Annotated in this window: 13 protein-coding genes; 6 read left to right on the top strand and 7 right to left on the bottom strand. The window is 72.7% G+C overall.

What is annotated here, in order from left to right:
• Positions 1-27 precede the first annotated feature (27 nt).
• From ACFXDJ_RS17230 to ACFXDJ_RS17220, 3 genes are all read left to right on the top strand, one after another.
• On the top strand, positions 28-927 hold the full coding sequence (locus ACFXDJ_RS17230) for a diacylglycerol kinase (protein ID WP_384849406.1): 900 nt from the start codon (positions 28-30) through the stop codon (positions 925-927).
• Between the two features lie 80 nt (positions 928-1,007).
• The gene (locus ACFXDJ_RS17225) at positions 1,008-3,860 is read left to right on the top strand and encodes a DEAD/DEAH box helicase (RefSeq protein WP_384651338.1); all 2,853 of its coding nucleotides are present in this window, start codon (positions 1,008-1,010) and stop codon (positions 3,858-3,860) included.
• Between the two features lie 90 nt (positions 3,861-3,950).
• Complete coding sequence (locus tag ACFXDJ_RS17220; protein WP_384849403.1) at positions 3,951-4,601, top strand: helix-turn-helix domain-containing protein; 651 nt, start codon at positions 3,951-3,953, stop codon at positions 4,599-4,601.
• 7 nt (positions 4,602-4,608) lie between these two features.
• Here the strand turns inward: ACFXDJ_RS17220 and ACFXDJ_RS17215 are convergent, their stop codons facing one another.
• The 4 genes from ACFXDJ_RS17215 to ACFXDJ_RS17200 all read right to left on the bottom strand — a co-directional run bounded on the left by ACFXDJ_RS17215 (position 4,609) and on the right by ACFXDJ_RS17200 (position 9,004).
• On the bottom strand, positions 4,609-5,583 hold the full coding sequence (locus tag ACFXDJ_RS17215) for a pseudouridine synthase (RefSeq protein WP_384849400.1): 975 nt from the start codon (positions 5,581-5,583) through the stop codon (positions 4,609-4,611).
• 20 nt (positions 5,584-5,603) lie between these two features.
• On the bottom strand, positions 5,604-7,145 hold the full coding sequence (locus ACFXDJ_RS17210; protein WP_384849397.1) for a serine hydrolase: 1,542 nt from the start codon (positions 7,143-7,145) through the stop codon (positions 5,604-5,606).
• A gap of 48 nt (positions 7,146-7,193) precedes the next feature.
• Positions 7,194-8,036 carry a siderophore-interacting protein gene (locus ACFXDJ_RS17205; protein WP_384651330.1) on the bottom strand — a complete coding sequence of 281 codons (843 nt, stop codon included), beginning with the start codon at positions 8,034-8,036 and terminating at the stop codon, positions 7,194-7,196.
• Positions 8,037-8,098: 62 nt separating this feature from the next.
• Positions 8,099-9,004 (bottom strand): 5'-3' exonuclease H3TH domain-containing protein, encoded by a 906-nt coding sequence (locus ACFXDJ_RS17200; RefSeq protein WP_384849434.1) that lies wholly within the window; start codon positions 9,002-9,004, stop codon positions 8,099-8,101.
• Between the two features lie 229 nt (positions 9,005-9,233).
• On the opposite strand from ACFXDJ_RS17200, the gene ACFXDJ_RS17195 reads away from it, so the two are divergent.
• Together ACFXDJ_RS17195 and ACFXDJ_RS17190 are read left to right on the top strand one after the other, a co-directional pair.
• Positions 9,234-9,857 carry a helix-turn-helix domain-containing protein gene (locus ACFXDJ_RS17195; protein ID WP_384849431.1) on the top strand — a complete coding sequence of 208 codons (624 nt, stop codon included), beginning with the start codon at positions 9,234-9,236 and terminating at the stop codon, positions 9,855-9,857.
• Between the two features lie 17 nt (positions 9,858-9,874).
• Positions 9,875-10,606: a helical backbone metal receptor gene (locus tag ACFXDJ_RS17190; RefSeq protein WP_384849428.1), complete on the top strand. Its 732-nt coding sequence runs from the start codon at positions 9,875-9,877 to the stop codon at positions 10,604-10,606.
• A gap of 16 nt (positions 10,607-10,622) precedes the next feature.
• Here the strand turns inward: ACFXDJ_RS17190 and ACFXDJ_RS17185 are convergent, their stop codons facing one another.
• Positions 10,623-11,747: a TDT family transporter gene (locus tag ACFXDJ_RS17185; protein ID WP_384849394.1), complete on the bottom strand. Its 1,125-nt coding sequence runs from the start codon at positions 11,745-11,747 to the stop codon at positions 10,623-10,625.
• A gap of 70 nt (positions 11,748-11,817) precedes the next feature.
• Between ACFXDJ_RS17185 and ACFXDJ_RS17180 the strand changes: the two genes are divergently transcribed.
• Positions 11,818-12,747, top strand: coding sequence for a LysR family transcriptional regulator (locus ACFXDJ_RS17180; protein WP_384651325.1), 930 nt, complete (start codon positions 11,818-11,820; stop codon positions 12,745-12,747).
• Between the two features lie 173 nt (positions 12,748-12,920).
• Here the strand turns inward: ACFXDJ_RS17180 and ACFXDJ_RS17175 are convergent, their stop codons facing one another.
• Both ACFXDJ_RS17175 and eat read right to left on the bottom strand, forming a co-directional pair.
• Positions 12,921-13,625, bottom strand: a complete 705-nt coding sequence (locus ACFXDJ_RS17175; RefSeq protein ID WP_384849391.1) for a gamma-glutamyl-gamma-aminobutyrate hydrolase family protein — start codon at positions 13,623-13,625, stop codon at positions 12,921-12,923.
• 44 nt (positions 13,626-13,669) lie between these two features.
• Positions 13,670-15,157, bottom strand: a complete 1,488-nt coding sequence (eat, locus tag ACFXDJ_RS17170) for an ethanolamine permease (RefSeq protein WP_384651321.1) — start codon at positions 15,155-15,157, stop codon at positions 13,670-13,672.
• Positions 15,158-15,241: the final 84 nt, after the last annotated feature.

The following is a 15,241-nucleotide window of genomic DNA, read 5'->3' as shown; positions in this document are numbered from 1 at the left end:
GCTGTTCCTGACAGGTACATTCCCGGAGTGACCGCCGAGATCACCCTCTTCGTCAATCCCACCGCCGGACGCGGCCGGGGCGCGCACGCCGCGCAGCCGGCCGCTTCCGCGCTCCGGGACGCCGGTTTCTCCGTGCGGACCGTCGTCGGCGCCGATGCCCCGGACGCGCTGGCCCGTCTGCGGGCCGCCGTCCGCGGGGGCACCGGCGCGGTGATCGCGGTGGGCGGCGACGGCATGGTCTCCCTCGCGCTCCAGGCGGTGGCCGGGACCTTGGTCCCCCTCGGGGTGGTCGCGGTGGGCACCGGGAACGATTTCGCGCGCGCCACGGGACTGCCCGTACGGGATCCCGCGCGGGCGGGGCGGCTGGCGGCCGAGGCGCTCAAGGGGGGCCGGATCCGCGAGATCGACCTGGGCCGGGTCGAGGGGGCCGGCGCGGGCCGCTGGTACGGGACCGTGCTGTGCTCCGGCTTCGACTCGCGGGTCAACGACCGGGGCAACCGGATGCGGCTGCCGGTGGGCAAGTTCAAGTACGACCTGGCGATGATCGCGGAACTGGCCGCCTTCCGGCCCTTCCCGTACCGGATCACCCTGGACGACGGCCCGGTCATCGAGACCGAGGCCACGCTGGTGGCCGTCGGCAACGGGTCCTCGTACGGGGGCGGCATGCGCATCTGCGCGGACGCCGAGCCGGACGACGGGCTGTTCGACGTCACGGTCGTCGGGGACTGCGGCCGCGCGACCCTGCTGAAGGTGTTCCCGCGCGTGTACCGGGGGACCCATCTCTCGCACCCGAAGGTCACCGTCCACCGGGCCGCGAAGGTGACCCTGGAGGCGGCGGGCATCACCGCCTACGCGGACGGGGAGCCGCTGGGGCCGCTGCCGGTGAGCGCCGAGTGCGTTCCGGGGGCCCTGCGGCTGCTGTCGTAGCCGGTGCTTTCGCAGCCGGTCCGACCTCGTCATAAAGACCGCGACTGTTGTCAGAAGCGGCGGGTAGGCTCGATGACAAGATGACCGAAGAACTTTCACCCGCCGAGCGGTACGCCGCTGCCCGGATCCGCGCCGCCGAAGAGGCCACCGCCCTGGCGCCGTTCCGCGAGATGTACGAATTCGATCTGGATCCGTACCAGATCGAGGCCTGCAAGGCACTGGAGGCCGGCAAGGGAGTCCTCGTCGCCGCCCCGACCGGCTCGGGCAAGACGATCGTCGGCGAGTTCGCCGTACACCTGGCGCTCCAGCAGGGCCGCAAGTGCTTCTACACGACGCCGATCAAGGCCCTGTCGAACCAGAAGTACGCCGACCTCGTCAAGCGCTACGGCGCCGACAAGGTCGGCCTGCTCACCGGCGACAACAGCGTCAACTCCGAGGCTCCGATCGTGGTCATGACCACCGAGGTGCTCCGCAACATGCTGTACGCGGGCTCGCAGTCGCTGCTGGGCCTGGGCTACGTCGTGATGGACGAGGTCCACTACCTCTCCGACCGGTTCCGCGGAGCCGTCTGGGAGGAAGTGATCATCCACCTCCCCGAGTCGGTGACCCTGGTCTCGCTCTCCGCCACCGTCTCCAACGCCGAGGAGTTCGGCGACTGGCTGGACACGGTGCGCGGCGACACCCAGGTGATCGTCTCCGAGGAGCGGCCCGTACCGCTGTGGCAGCACGTCATGGCCGGCCGACGGATCTACGACCTCTTCGAGGAGGAGTCCGACCACGGCGGCCGCGGCTCCGCGCGCCGCGAGGTCAACCCCGACCTGCTGCGGATGGCGCGCGAGGAGAACACCAGCCGCTACAACCCGAAGGACCGGCGGCGCGGAAAGATGGTCCGCGAGGCCGACCGCGAGCGCGAGCGGCGCTCCCGCGGCCGGATCTGGACCCCTTCGCGTCCCGAGGTCATCGCCCGCCTGGACGGTGACGGGCTGCTGCCCGCCATCAACTTCATCTTCAGCCGGGCCGGCTGCGAGGCCGCCGTCCAGCAGTGCCTGTACGCGGGGCTGCGGCTCAACGACGACACGGCGCGGGTGCGGGTGCGCGAGATCGTCGAGGAGCGGACCGCCGCCATTCCCGCCGAGGACCTGCACGTCCTGGGGTACTACGAGTGGCTCGAAGGCCTGGAGCGGGGCATCGCCGCGCACCACGCGGGCATGCTGCCCACCTTCAAGGAGGTGGTCGAGGAGCTGTTCGTACGGGGCCTGGTGAAGGCGGTCTTCGCCACCGAGACCCTGGCGCTGGGCATCAACATGCCCGCGCGCACGGTCATCCTGGAGAAGCTGGTCAAGTGGAACGGCGAGCAGCACGCCGACATCACCCCCGGCGAGTACACGCAGCTCACCGGCCGGGCCGGGCGGCGCGGCATCGACGTCGAGGGCCACGCGGTGGTGCTGTGGCAGCGGGGCATGGACCCGGCGGGCCTCGCCGGGCTCGCGGGTACCCGTACGTATCCGCTGCGCTCCAGCTTCAGGCCCTCGTACAACATGGCCGTCAACCTGGTCCAGCAGTTCGGGCGGCACCGTTCGCGCGAGCTGCTGGAGACCTCCTTCGCGCAGTTCCAGGCCGACCGGTCGGTCGTCGGGATCTCCCGGCAGGTGCAGCGCAACGAGGAGGGGCTGGACGGCTACCGGGAGGGCATGACCTGCCACCTGGGGGACTTCGAGGAGTACGCGCGGCTGCGCCGTGCCCTGAAGGACCGTGAGAACGACCTGGCCAAGCAGGGTGCGGCCCAGCGCCGGGTGCAGGCGGCCTCCTCGTTGGAGAAGCTGAAGCCGGGCGACATCATCCACGTGCCGACCGGCAAGTTCGCCGGGCTGGCCCTGGTCCTGGATCCGGGCGTGCCGGCCGGGCGGTCCAACGGGCACCGCGGGCACGAGTACACCGAGGGCCCGCGTCCGCTGGTGCTCACCGTGGAGCGGCAGGTCAAGCGGCTGGCCGCGATCGACTTCCCGGTCCCGGTGGAGGCCGTCGAGCGGATGCGGATCCCCAAGACGTTCAACGCGAAGTCCCCGCAGTCGCGCCGGGACCTGGCGTCCCAGCTGCGCACCAAGGCCGGGCACATCACGGTGGAGCGGCACCGCGGCGGCCGGGCGGCCGCGGCGGACGACCGGGAGATCTCGCGGCTGCGCACCGAGCTGCGGGCGCACCCGTGCCACGGCTGCGACGAGCGGGAGGACCACGCCCGTTGGGCGGAGCGCTACCACCGGCTGCAGCGGGACACGCAGCAGCTGGAGCGGCGCATCGAGGGGCGGACGAACACCATCGCCCGCACCTTCGACCGGATCCACGCGCTGCTGACCGATCTGGACTACCTGCGCGAGGACGAGGTCACCCCGCACGGACGGCGGCTGGCCAGGCTCTACGGAGAGCTCGACCTGCTGGCTTCCGAATGCCTGCGGGCGGGCATCTGGGAGGGGCTGAGCCCGGCCGAGCTGGCCGCCTGCGTCTCGGCGCTGGTCTTCGAGGCACGGCAGTCCGACGACGCGGTCGCGCCGAAGGTGCCGGGTGGCGCGGCGAAGGCGGCGCTGGGCGAGATGGTCCGCATCTGGGGCCGGCTCGACGCCCTGGAGGAGGAGCACGGCATCAACCAGGCGGAGGGTGTGGGCCAGCGCGAGCCGGACCTCGGCTTCGCGTGGGCGGTGTACCAGTGGGCTTCCGACAAGACCCTGGACGAGGTGCTGCGCGAGGCGGAGATGCCGGCGGGTGACTTCGTGCGCTGGTGCAAGCAGGTCATCGACGTCCTGGGGCAGGTGGCCGCCGCGGCGCCCTCCTCCTCGGCTCCGCCGTCCTCGGCGGGCGGCAGCACGGTGGCCCGCAACGCCCGCAAGGCCGTGGACGCGCTGCTGCGCGGTGTGGTGGCCTACAGCTCCGTGGGCTAAGGGGAATTGGACCTTCCTCCAGAACCGGTCATGGCCGGATCTGACCTCTTGCCATGATCAATTCGGCGTGCTTTGTGCGACGATCGGACCATGACTGGGGGAACGGACGAAGGTCCGAGACGGGTCGGTCGGCCGCGCGCCGACCGGCTGCGGCCGGACAGTGGCCGGCCGCCGCGGGAGGAACTCCTCTACGCGGCGGCCGAGCTGTTCACGGTCAAGGGGTACGCGGCCACCACCACGCGGGCGGTGGCCGAACGGGCCGGAATGCGCCAGGCCACGATGTACCACTACTTCACCGGCAAGGAGGAACTCCTCGCCGAACTCCTGGAGTCCACGGTCGCGCCCTCGCTGGTACTGGCCCGCCGGCTGCTCCTGGAGACCGACCGCCCCGCCACCCGCCGACTGTGGGAGCTGTGCCGCGCCGACGTGATGCTGCTGTGCGGCGGTCCGTACAACCTCGGCGCGCTCTACCTGCTGCCCGAGGTCGGCGGCTCGCGGTTCGCCGACTTCACCCGGATGCGCCTCGAACTCAAGGACGCCTACCAGGAGTTGCTCGACGGGACCTGCGTCGGCACCGAACTCGCCGCTGACCGGGACGGGTTGGTGCTCCGCAACGACCTGGTCTTCGGCCTCATCGAAGGGGTCATGCTGATCCACCGCTCCGATCCCGCGCGCCCGGTGGCCGCCTTCGCGGAGGCCACCGCCGACGCGGCGCTGCGGATCGCGGGGACCGGCGGCTAAATTCGGCCTAGGCCCCGTTCGCGGGGCCCGTCTCCCAGCCCGCCCGGTCCTCCCAGGCCCGCAGGGTGAGGCCGCTCTCGATCCGGTGGGCGATGCCGGTGACGGGATCGGTGAACTCCAGGGTGCGGGCCAGGAGCTGGAGCGGGCGGCGGTAGTCGTCCGGCGCCGGATCGCCGACCACCGGATAGACCGGGTCGCCCAGGATCGGCAGGCCGAGGCTGTTCATGTGCACCCGCAGCTGATGCGTGCGCCCGGTGTGCGGAGTCAGCCGGTAGCGCCCCAAGTCGCCCTTGGTCTCGATGAGTTCGGCCAGGGTCTCGGCGTTGGGCTCGGCGCCCTCGACCTCCACCGCCGCCATCACCCCGCGCACCTTCTCGATGTGGCTGCGCAGCGTCCGGGGGAACTCCACCGCCGGGTCGTGGGGCGCGAGCGCCTCGTACTCCTTGCTGATCCGCCGCTCCTGGAAGAGCAGCTGGTAGGCGCCCCGGTCCTCGGGGCGGATGCTGAACAGCACCAGCCCGGCCGTCATCCGGTCCAGCCGGTGCGCCGGGCTCAGCGCGGGCAGGCCCAGCTCCACCCGGAGCCGGGCCAGGGCCGTCTGGAAGACGTGGCTGCCGCGCGGGGTGGTCGCCAGGAAATGCGGCTTGTCGATCACCAGCAGGTGCTCGTCGCGGTGGACGACCCCGATCGGGAAGGGAACCACCGGCTCGGTGGGCATGTCCCGGTGGAACCAGAGGAAGGCCCCCGGCTCGTACGGGTCCGCCGGCCGCAGCACCCGCCCGCCGACGCCCAGCACCCGGCCGCCTTCGAGCAGGCGGGCCATGGACTCGGAGCCGCGCGTGCCCTCGTAGCGCGCCCTGAGGTAGGCGCCGAGATCCGGCCACATCCCGTCCGGGTCGGGGGGCAGCCGCATGCGGACCGGGTCGATGCCGGACACCTGGGGCAGGGGCGATTCGGGGATGTGGGATCTGCTGCGCTTCATCGGGGTACAGGCTAGGCCGTCTATCCGCGGGTGAAGGTGCCCAGGTGGTTGGCGTCCAGGTATTCGACGCGCAGGGCGCCGTCGGTGAAGAACACCCCGGTGCGGCCCACCGCGTTCTCGCCCGCGGTCTCGAAGCTGAAGGTGTCGCCGTCGTAGTGGGTGAGCGGGTAGCGCTGGGGCCCCGGGCCCAGCGAGAGGGTGAGCCCGCCGCCGGGGTCCGCGGTGACGGTGGCCTTGCCGTAGTACGGGCTGGCGTACGTCCCCGTGTACGCGGTGTCGGCCTTGGCCGGCTTCGCGCCGCCCGGCGGACGGGCGTAGTCGGTGGGGGAGCGGCCGGCGCCGAGGAGCTGGGCGTAGAGGGAGGACATCAGGGGGAGCCAGTCGGCGGTGGCCCTGCCGTGCTCGGCGAAGTCGAAGAAGTCCAGGGCCACGGCGTCGGCCACGCCGATCGGGGCGCCGTTGGTCAGGACGACGATGCCGAGCTTCTCCAGGGGGAGCATGGTGACGTTGGTGTTGGCACCGAGCTCGAAGGCCCCGGAGTGGCTGAGGCGGACCCGGCCCGAGCCGTCGTAGGAGACGTTCCAGCCGAGCCCGTAGAAGTCGCTCCTGCCCTGGGCGTTGCGCGGCTGCGACACGATCTCGGGGAGATGGGTGCGGGCGAGGTTGTCGGCCGGGATGATCCGCTTGCCGTCGAGCGAGCCGTCGTCCAGCTGGAGCCGCAGCCACTGGGCCATGTCGCGGGCGGTGGAGCTGACCCCGCCGGCCGGTGCCTGGGCGTCCGGGTCGCGGACGTAGCGGGGGCTCCAGGTGCCGTCGGGGTTCTTGACGTGCGTGGCGGCGTGGTCGGGCGCCCGGTCGAAGGCGGAGAACTCGGTGCTGGTGTGCGTCATGCCGGCCGGCTTGAAGAGGGTGTCGTCGGCGAGCTTCTGCCAACTGACGCCGTGGGCCCTGGCGATGGCCTCGGCGGCGGCGGTGAAACCGAAGTTGGTGTAGGCGTAGCTCGCGCGGAACGGGGTCAGCGGCTCCAGGCGCAGGTGGTCCAGGATGTACGACTGGTCGTAGCCGAGGTCTTCGAGAAGGTCCCCGGCATGGTCCGGGAGGCCGCTGCGGTGGGACAGCAGGTCGGCGGCGGAGAGGTGGCCGGTCACCCAGGGGTCCTTGAGCGCGAAGCCGGGCAGCTCCACGTGGCGGTCGAAGTCGCCGGGGGCCTTGAGGGCGCCGGCGAGGACGGTGGAGGTGACCGGCTTGGAGAGGGAGGCGATCTGGAAGACGGTGTCCGGGTCCACGTCGCCCTGTTCGCCGACGCGGCGGACGCCGAAGCCCTTGAGGTAGACCACGTGGTCGTCGTGGACGACGGCGACGGAGACGCCGGGGACCCCGGTGTCGCGCATCATGTCCGTGACGGTCCGGTCGAGGCGGCTGACCGCCTTGTCGACCTGGGCGTCGGTGATGACCGGCACTGGCTGGGGAGGCGGGGTGGGCGCGGTGGCCGCCGTCGCCGTCCCGGTGGTGACCAGGAGCGCGGTGGCCGTGGCCGTGCCGAGTGCGCGGAGCGTAGCCATGCGGTCATTGTCCCGCCGGCCCGGTGAACCCGCCCGGCGGGACGGCGGTCAGGACGCCGCGGCGAGGAGTTCCTGTTCCGCTTCGACTTCCGCGTTCCAGTCGCGCTTGATCGCGCGCCAGCCCTCGTCGGTCTCGCCCAGGCGCCAGTACCCGGAGATCGACAGCCGCTCGCGGGGGATGCCGCGTTCGAGGCGCAGGTGGCGGCGGAGCGACTTCACGAAGCCGGCCTCGCCGTGTACGAAGGCGTGGACGTCCGAGGAGGGGAAGGACAGGGCCCGGACGGCTTCCGTCAGGGCCTCGCCCACGGGACGGGAACCGCGGTGGATCCAGACCGGGACGACACCGTCGGGGGTGGCGATCCGCTGCTCGTCCGACGGGCCCTCGACCTCCACCAGCGCGCGGACCTCGGCGCCGGCCGGCATCCGCTCCATCGCCGCGCCGATCGCCGGCAGCGCGCTCTCGTCGCCGACGAGGAGGTGCCAGCCGGCCACCGGGTCGGGGGCGTAGCCGCCGCCCGGCCCGAGGAAGCGTACGAGTTCACCCGGCTGGACGCGGGCCGCCCAGGGCCCGGCCAGTCCTTCGTCCCCGTGGACCACGAAATCGAGGGTCAGCTCACGCCGCACCGCATCCCAGGCGCGCACCGTGTACGCCCGCTGGCGCGGCCATTCCTCGCGCGGACGGGTCGTGCGGATCCGGTCCAGGTCCCACGGGGAGTCGTAGGTGACTCCCTCCGGCGGGAACAGGATCTTCACGTAGTGGTCGGTGTACGCGCCCGCGCCGAAACCGGCCAGCCCGTCACCGCCCAGCACGAGCCGCACCATGTGCGGGGTCAACCGCTCGGTGCGCACGACGACTGCGGTGCCGACCGTGCGGACGCGTCCTTCTGCCACGACGTCTCCTTGACTCCCTGACCCTGACTTCCGTGAAGCTTAGGATTACCTAAGTTAGCACCTCAGTGGCGCAGCGCGCTGCTCAGGCGTTCAATCGCTCCACCCAGACCCCACCGGTGGGCCAGCGCGGCGACCTGGTCGGGGTGGGCGGGGGCGGCCGGGAGGGCCGGATCGAACGGGGGCAGCTGGACGTCGCGGGCCACCTGGACGACCTTGGGGGCCACCGCCAGGTACGGCCGGGACTCGTCCAGCCGCTTGCGCTGGGTGGGGGTCAGCTTCGACTTCGGATCGTCGATCGCGGCGATGATTCCGGCCAGGTCCCCGTAGGCGTCCAGCAGCTTCGCCGCGGTCTTCTCGCCCACGCCGGGCACGCCCGGCAGGCCGTCGCTCGGGTCGCCCCGCAGCAGCGCCAGGTTCGCGTAGCCGGGGCCGTCGACCCCGTACTTCTCGCGCAGCCAGGCCTCGTCGGTCACCTGGAGGGTGCCGACCCCCTTCAGCGGGTACAGGACGCGCCGCTCCTTCGCGTCGTCGACCAGCTGGTACAGGTCGCGGTCGCCCGTGACGATGTCCACCGGGCCCGTGGCGCGGGTGGTGAGGGTGCCGATCACGTCGTCGGCCTCGTAGCCGGCGACGCCCACCCGGGCGATCCCGAAGGCGTCCAGGGCCGCCTCGATGACCGGTACCTGCGGGGCGAGGGTGTCCGGGGTCTCCTCGACGTCCGGGCCGGTCTCGGTCTCCTGGGCTACCCGGTGGGCCTTGTAGGAGGGGATCAGCTCCACCCGCCAGTGCGGCCGCCAGTCGGCGTCCATGCAGGCCACCAGATCGTCGGGCCGGTGGTCCTGCACGAGGCGGCCGATGAAGTCGAGCAGGCCGCGCACGGCGTTGACGGGGGTGCCGTCGGGGGCTTTCACGGAGTCCGGCACACCGAAGTACGCGCGGTAGTAGAGGGAAGCGGTGTCCAGGAGCATCAGGCGTCGTGTCGTCGTCACGATCTCGATGATGCCTTGAGCCCTGGTGGAAAGTGCGGGAGGTTCGGTCTCCTCGGCTCTTGAGCGCGAAACCGGGGCCGGTTGCTGCGTAAGGTGCTTACAGCACACCGATGTGCGATGTGTGATGTGCGACGGACCAGGACAAGGGGAGGGCAGCCCCGCCATGGACGACAGGGATGGCACCGACGGCAAGAACGGCACGAGCGGCATGAGCGGCACGAGCGCGGTGAACGGCGGCGCGGACGACCGGGACCGGGACAAGGACTCCAAGGAACCGCTCCGGGTGGGAGTGGCCGTGCGCAAGAGACGCCGGGCCCTGAGCCTCACCCTCGCCGCCGTGTCGGCGCGCAGCGGCCTTTCGGTTCCCTTCCTGAGCCAGATAGAGAACGAACGGGCCCGGCCCAGCATGCGGTCCCTGGAGCGGGTCGCCGACGCGCTGGAGACCACGGCCGTCGAACTGCTCGCCGCCTCCGACACCGCGCGCACCGTGGACCTCGTACGGGCCGGTGACGATTCGGGGCTCACCCCCGTTCCCGGCGTACGGCCCCTCGTGCGCGGGCACCACCAGCTGCACGCACTGGAGTTCACCGGGGACCAGGACGCCGGCCGCGAGTACCAGCACCGCAACGACGAGCTGATGTACGTGGTCTCGGGCGCCTGCCAGGTGGAGGCCGAGGGGCGGGCGTACCGGCTGGAGAACGGCGACGCGCTGTTCCTGTCCGGTGGCGTACGGCACCGCTGGCGGGCCGTCACCGAGGACACCCGGATCCTGATCGTCGCGGTCGGCGACCACATCCACGCCACCTCCGAACCGCCCTCGCCCGGACACTGAGCGGGATGCGGGCCCCGATGCGGGTCGTCTCGCTCGTGCCGTCCCTGACCGAGGCGGTCGCGGTCAGCTCGCCCGGAGCGCTGGTCGGCGTGACCGACTGGTGCACCCACCCGGACCCCGCCGAGCTGGGGGACGTGGCGCGCGTCGGGGGCACGAAGAACCCGGACGTGCGCCGGATCGCGGAGCTGCGCCCGGATCTGGTGATCGCCAACGAGGAGGAGAACCGGGCCCCCGACCTCGCGGAGCTGCGGGCGGCCGGGCTGCGGGTGCTGGTCACCGAGGTACGGGACCTCCCGCAGGCCTTCGGGGAACTGGATCGGGTCCTGGTCGGGGCCTTGGGTCTGGAGCGGCCCGGGTGGCTGTCGGACGCCGAGGCCGCGTGGGCCCGGGTGACACCGGCCGGGGAGCCGCGCCTGGCCTTCGTACCGGTCTGGCGTCGGCCGTGGATGGTGCTGGGGCGGGACACCTTCGCGGGGGACCTGCTGGCCCGCCTCGGGGTGCGCAACGCCTACGCCGCGCACGCGGAGCGGTATCCGAGGATCCCGGCGGCCGAGCTGGCCGCGGCGGGCTGCGATCTCGTGGTGCTCCCGGACGAGCCGTACCGCTTCACCGCCGGGGACGGGCCCGAGGCCTTCCCCGGACTGCCCGCCGCACTCGTCAGCGGACGCCACCTGACCTGGTACGGGCCCTCGCTGGCCGAGGGCCCGGCGGTGCTGGCGGCGGCCCTGCGCGCGGCGGGCCCGGTCTGAGCGGTGCCGGTCGGCCCTAGCGGGGCGCGGCCAGCAGTCGGCCGGTGTACAGGCCGCGCAGGGTGTTCGCGGCGGCGGCCAGCCAGGCGGTGACCAGGGCCAGGAACAGGGCGGCGGCCAGCCAGTCGAAGGCGATGAGGCCGGTGTGGCGGGCGAGCCCGGCGGCGCCGGTGACGCAGGTGCCGACGGGGAAGGTCAGCGCCCACCAGGTCATGGCGAACCCCATGCCGTTGCGGGCGGCCCGCACCAGCATCGCGCCGGCCAGGGCCAGCCACAGGAGGGCGAATCCCATCACGGGGAGCCCGTAGACCACGGCGAAGACCCCGAACCCGCCGGCGTAGGGGGCGGCTATCGACTGGGGGGCCATGTCCGCGAGCGCGTTCACGGCGGTGGTGGACTGGCCGAGGGGGCCGAGGACCAGGAACAGGGTGGGGGTGAGCGCCAGGGGGAGGGGGCCGCTCACGATCAGCCGGCCGAACACCAGGGGCAGCATCAGCAGGGTCGCGAGCAGGCTGATCCCGAACATCGCGTAGCAGGCGAGCAGCATGGCCTCGCGGGCCTGGCCCTCGGGCAGGTGGGGGATGAGCAGGGGGCCCAGCGCGGCGGAGACCATGGGGGCGACCACGGGGAGCAGCCAGACGGGGGTGGCCTGGTGGGCTTCGACCTTGTGCCGGACCACCATCAGGTAGGGGATGCCGGCGGCGGCCAGGAGGCCGATCGCGGTGCCGGCGGTGAACAGGACCGTGTCGACGGCAACGGCGGCGGGGACCCCGATGAGGTCCTTGCCGACGATGAGGGTGCCGCCGCCGACGGCCAGCAGGGCCATCGAGAGGCAGCCGTAGAAGGGGGCCACGGCGGGGTCGAGGAGGTGGGCGCGGGCCTGGTCGCGGTGGTGGAGCCAGTGTCCGGCCCGGGCGGTCAGCAGTACGGCGAGGGCGGTGGCGGCCAGGACCCAGAAGATCTGGCAGACCACGCGCTGGCCGGGGAGCTGGTAGGGGAGGGTCGCGCCGGCGTTGGCGATGATCCCCGTGCCCATGACGGAGGCGTACCAGTTGGGGCCGAGGTGGCGCAGTGCGGGGGCCTTGTGGGCCCGGGAGATCCCAGGGGTGGTGGGGCGGGGGCGTACGAGGGTGGTGGCCATGGATCCAGAGTCCCGCCGGGCAGGGCCGAAGGGCAGGGACCACGTTCCTATGAGGGCATAAACTGAGGTTATGGGTAATGAGCAGTGGGCCGAGGAACAGATACCGCTGGCGCACCGGGTCCCGGACCTCGGCGCCATGGAACTGCTGCTGGCCGTGGCCCGTGTCGGGAGCCTGAGCGGGGCCGCCCGGCGGCTCGGGATCACCCAGCCCGCCGCCAGCAGCCGGATCCGGGCGATGGAGACCCGGCTCGGGGTGGCGCTCGTGGACCGCTCCCCGCGGGGATCGACGCTGACGGCGGAAGGCGCGCTGGTCACGGACTGGGCGCGGCGGGTGGTGGAGGCGGCCGAGGCCTTCGACGCGGGCGCGCAGGCGCTACGGGGCCGTCGCGACTCCCGGCTGCGGGTCGCGGCCAGCATGACCATCGCGGAGTACCTGCTGCCCGGCTGGCTGATCGCGCTGCGCGGGCAGCGCCCCGGCACGGCGGTGTCCCTGCACGCGGGGAACTCGGCGGTCGTCGCCGAACGCGTCCTGGCGCACGAGGCGGACCTCGGCTTCGTGGAGGGGCTCAGCGTGCCGGAGGGGCTCGACTCGGTGGTGATCGCCCAGGACCGCCTCGTGGTGGCGGTGGCTCCGCGGCACCCGTGGGCGCGGCGCTCGAAGGGGGTGGAGGCGGCGGAGCTGGCGGCGACCCCGCTGATCCTGCGGGAGCGGGGGTCGGGAACCCGGCAGGTCCTGGACGCGGCGCTGGCCGGCTGCGGGGGGCTGGCGGAGCCGCTGCTCGAACTGGCCTCCACCACGGCGGTGAAGGCGGCGGCGGAGAGCGGAGCCGGGCCGTGCGTGCTGTCGGAGCTGGCGGTGGGGGACGAGCTGGCGGCGCGCCGCCTGGTGTCCGTGCCGGTGGTCGGGGCGCCGCTGGACCGGGCGCTGCGGGCGGTCTGGCCGGCGGGGGCCCGGCCGGCGGGGCCGGCGCGGGATCTGCTGTCGCTGACGCGGCACTGACCGGGCGCTGACGCGGCGCTGGCCGGGCCCTGACGCGGCGCTGGCCGGGCCGGAGCCGGGCCGGCATCCCGGACCCGGACCCGGGAGGCCGGAGGCCGGGCGGGGGCTGCCCTGCGGGGCTGGTCCCCTACCCGCCCTTCCGCCGTTCCCCGGGCTCTGCCCGGACCCGCGCCTCAAACGCCGGCGGGGCTGACCTTGCAGGCCGCCGTGATCAGGGCGGACATGACTCGGGTGTCCTTGTCGCGTTCCGGGTGCCACTGGACGCCCAGGGTCCAGTGGGACGAGTCGTCGAGTTCGATGGATTCGATCGTGCCGTCCACCGCGTGCGATGAGGGGATCAGGCCCGTGCCCAGGCGGTCGACGGCCTGGTGGTGGTAGGTCGGGACCTCCGACTCCTCCGGGACCAGGGCCGCGTACCGGGTGCCCGGGACCGGGCGGACCGGGTGCCAGGAGACGATCCCCTCGCCCGCGGAGTGCCCGTCGATGTGCTGGATCAGCGTCCCGCCCAGGGCCACGTTCAGTGCCTGCATGCCCCGGCAGATCCCGAGCAGGGGGGTGCGGGAGGAGAGCGCCGCGGTGATGAGGGCCAGCTCCCATTCGTCGCGCAGGGTCGCCGCCGGGCCCGTACGGGGATCGCGCGCGGCCCCGTACCGGACCGGGTCCACGTCCGGGCCGCCCGCGACGACCAGGCCGTCCAGCCGGGCCAGCACCTCCGGCGCCGCCTCCGGATCGTCCGGCGGGAGCAGGACGGCCGTGCCGCCCGAGGCCTGGACGAGTTCGTAGTACCCGGTGGGGACGAGGGCCGTCGGGACGTTCCACACCCCGTAGCGGGTGGATGCCTCGACGTAGGTGGTGATGCCGATGAGCGGCCTGGGCACGGTTCTTGCCTCCAGAGCGAAGGGGAAGGGGCGGGGATGGGGGATCAGTCGCGGGACAGCTCGGCCTCGGCTTCCGCCAGCGCCGCGAACTCCTCCTCCGGCGCGGAGGCCACCAGGTGGTGCCGACTGTAGAACGCGAAGTAGGCGAGGGCGACGGCGTACACGGCCAGCGCGATGAATGCGGCGTCCTTGTCCACCAGGAAGGTGGCGACCAGGGCCGAGAGGGCGAGGACGAAGGCCGTGGTGGAGGTCGCGATGCCGCCCGGGGTGCGGTACGGGCGCTCCAGGCCGGGTTCGCGGCGGCGCAGCACGATGTGGGAGAGGGCCATCAGGGCGTAGGAGATGGTCGCGCCGAACACGGCGATGTTCAGCATGCGCGGGCCGTTGCCGGTGGCGGCGGCGAGTGCGAAGCCGATGGCGCCGGGGATGAGCAGGCCCAGGTACGGGGCCTTGCGCTTCGAGGTCAGGGACAGGAACCGCGGCAGGTAGCCCGCGCGGGAGAGGGCGAAGAGCTGGCGCGAGCCGGCGTAGATGAGGGAGAAGAAGGAGGCCACCAGGCCTGCGAGGCCCGCGTAGTTGACGAAGGTCTTGAGCCAGGAGAGGCCGGGGTCGCCCTCCAGGGCGACGACCAGCGGGTTGCCCGCGTCCTTGATCGCGTCGGCCCCGCGGGCCCCGGTGGAGGCGAGGAAGGTGATCAGGGCGAGGAGGATGAGGACGCCCATGGAGATCGACAGGGCGCGCGGCATGGCCCGGACCGGGTCCTTGGCCTCCTCGGCGGCCAGCGGGACGCCTTCGACGCCGAGGAAGAACCACATGCCGAAGGGGAACGCGGCCCAGATGCCGAGGAAGCCCAGTGGCAGCCAGGAGCTCGCGCCCGCGGCCGTGGTGTCGACGGCGATGTTGTCGAGGTTGGCGGGGTCGAATTCGGTGAAGGCGCCGACCGCGAAGACGATCAGGGCGGTCACCGCTATGGCGGTGACGACGAAGGAGAAGGTCAGGGCTTCGCCGACGCCCCAGAGGTGGATGCCGATGAAGACCGCGAAGCAGGCGAGGTAGACGGGCCAGCCGGAGGTGAGGCCGAAGAGGTTCAGCGATTCGACGTAGTCGCCGATGAAGATGGCGATGGCGGCCGGGGCCAGGATGTACTCGATGAGGATCGCGGTGCCGGTGAGGAAGCCGCCCCAGGTGCCCAGCGCGCGGCGGGCGAATCCGTAGCCGCCGCCCGCGGTGGGCAGGATCGCGGACAGTTCGGCGAGGGAGAAGACCAGGCACGCGTACATCGCGCCCATCAGGACGGTGGCGATGGCGAGGCCGCCGAAACCGCCCTGGGCGAGGCCGACGTTCCAGCCGGAGAAGTCGCCGGAGACGACGTACGCGACGCCGAGGCCGGTCAGCAGCAGCCAGCCCGCGCTGCCGCGGCGCAGCGTACGGCGTTCCAGGTAGCCGTCACCGCCGTTCGCGGGGGCCGCGTCGTCCAAGGGCGTGGTGGGTTCGGGCACGGCTGCGAGCCGTGCGCCGGTGTCGTCGGCCATGTGCGCTCCTGCCTAGGGCAATGGTTGTGGGGCGTACCTTTGCCGTTGGGGAGTGGCGGGCGCAAGACCCCTGCGTTAAACGGG

The organism is Streptomyces sp. NPDC059443 (assembly GCF_042750105.1).
Classification (GTDB): domain Bacteria; phylum Actinomycetota; class Actinomycetes; order Streptomycetales; family Streptomycetaceae; genus Streptomyces.
This window is presented reverse-complemented; position numbering and strand designations above follow the sequence as displayed.

Excerpts from the sequence above, each read along its gene's own strand:
- ACFXDJ_RS17190 (WP_384849428.1), top strand. The coding sequence starts at position 9,875 with ATGCGGGTCGTCTCGCTCGTGCCGTCCCTGACCGAGGCGGTCGCGGTC.
- eat (WP_384651321.1), bottom strand. The coding sequence starts at position 15,157 with ATGGCCGACGACACCGGCGCACGGCTCGCAGCCGTGCCCGAACCCACC.
- ACFXDJ_RS17220 (WP_384849403.1), top strand. The coding sequence starts at position 3,951 with ATGACTGGGGGAACGGACGAAGGTCCGAGACGGGTCGGTCGGCCGCGC.
- ACFXDJ_RS17195 (WP_384849431.1), top strand. The coding sequence starts at position 9,234 with ATGAGCGGCACGAGCGCGGTGAACGGCGGCGCGGACGACCGGGACCGG.
- ACFXDJ_RS17180 (WP_384651325.1), top strand. The coding sequence starts at position 11,818 with ATGGGTAATGAGCAGTGGGCCGAGGAACAGATACCGCTGGCGCACCGG.
- ACFXDJ_RS17225 (WP_384651338.1), top strand. The coding sequence starts at position 1,008 with ATGACCGAAGAACTTTCACCCGCCGAGCGGTACGCCGCTGCCCGGATC.
- ACFXDJ_RS17215 (WP_384849400.1), bottom strand. The coding sequence starts at position 5,583 with ATGAAGCGCAGCAGATCCCACATCCCCGAATCGCCCCTGCCCCAGGTG.
- ACFXDJ_RS17200 (WP_384849434.1), bottom strand. The coding sequence starts at position 9,004 with ATGCTCCTGGACACCGCTTCCCTCTACTACCGCGCGTACTTCGGTGTG.
- ACFXDJ_RS17210 (WP_384849397.1), bottom strand. The coding sequence starts at position 7,145 with ATGGCTACGCTCCGCGCACTCGGCACGGCCACGGCCACCGCGCTCCTG.
- ACFXDJ_RS17185 (WP_384849394.1), bottom strand. The coding sequence starts at position 11,747 with ATGGCCACCACCCTCGTACGCCCCCGCCCCACCACCCCTGGGATCTCC.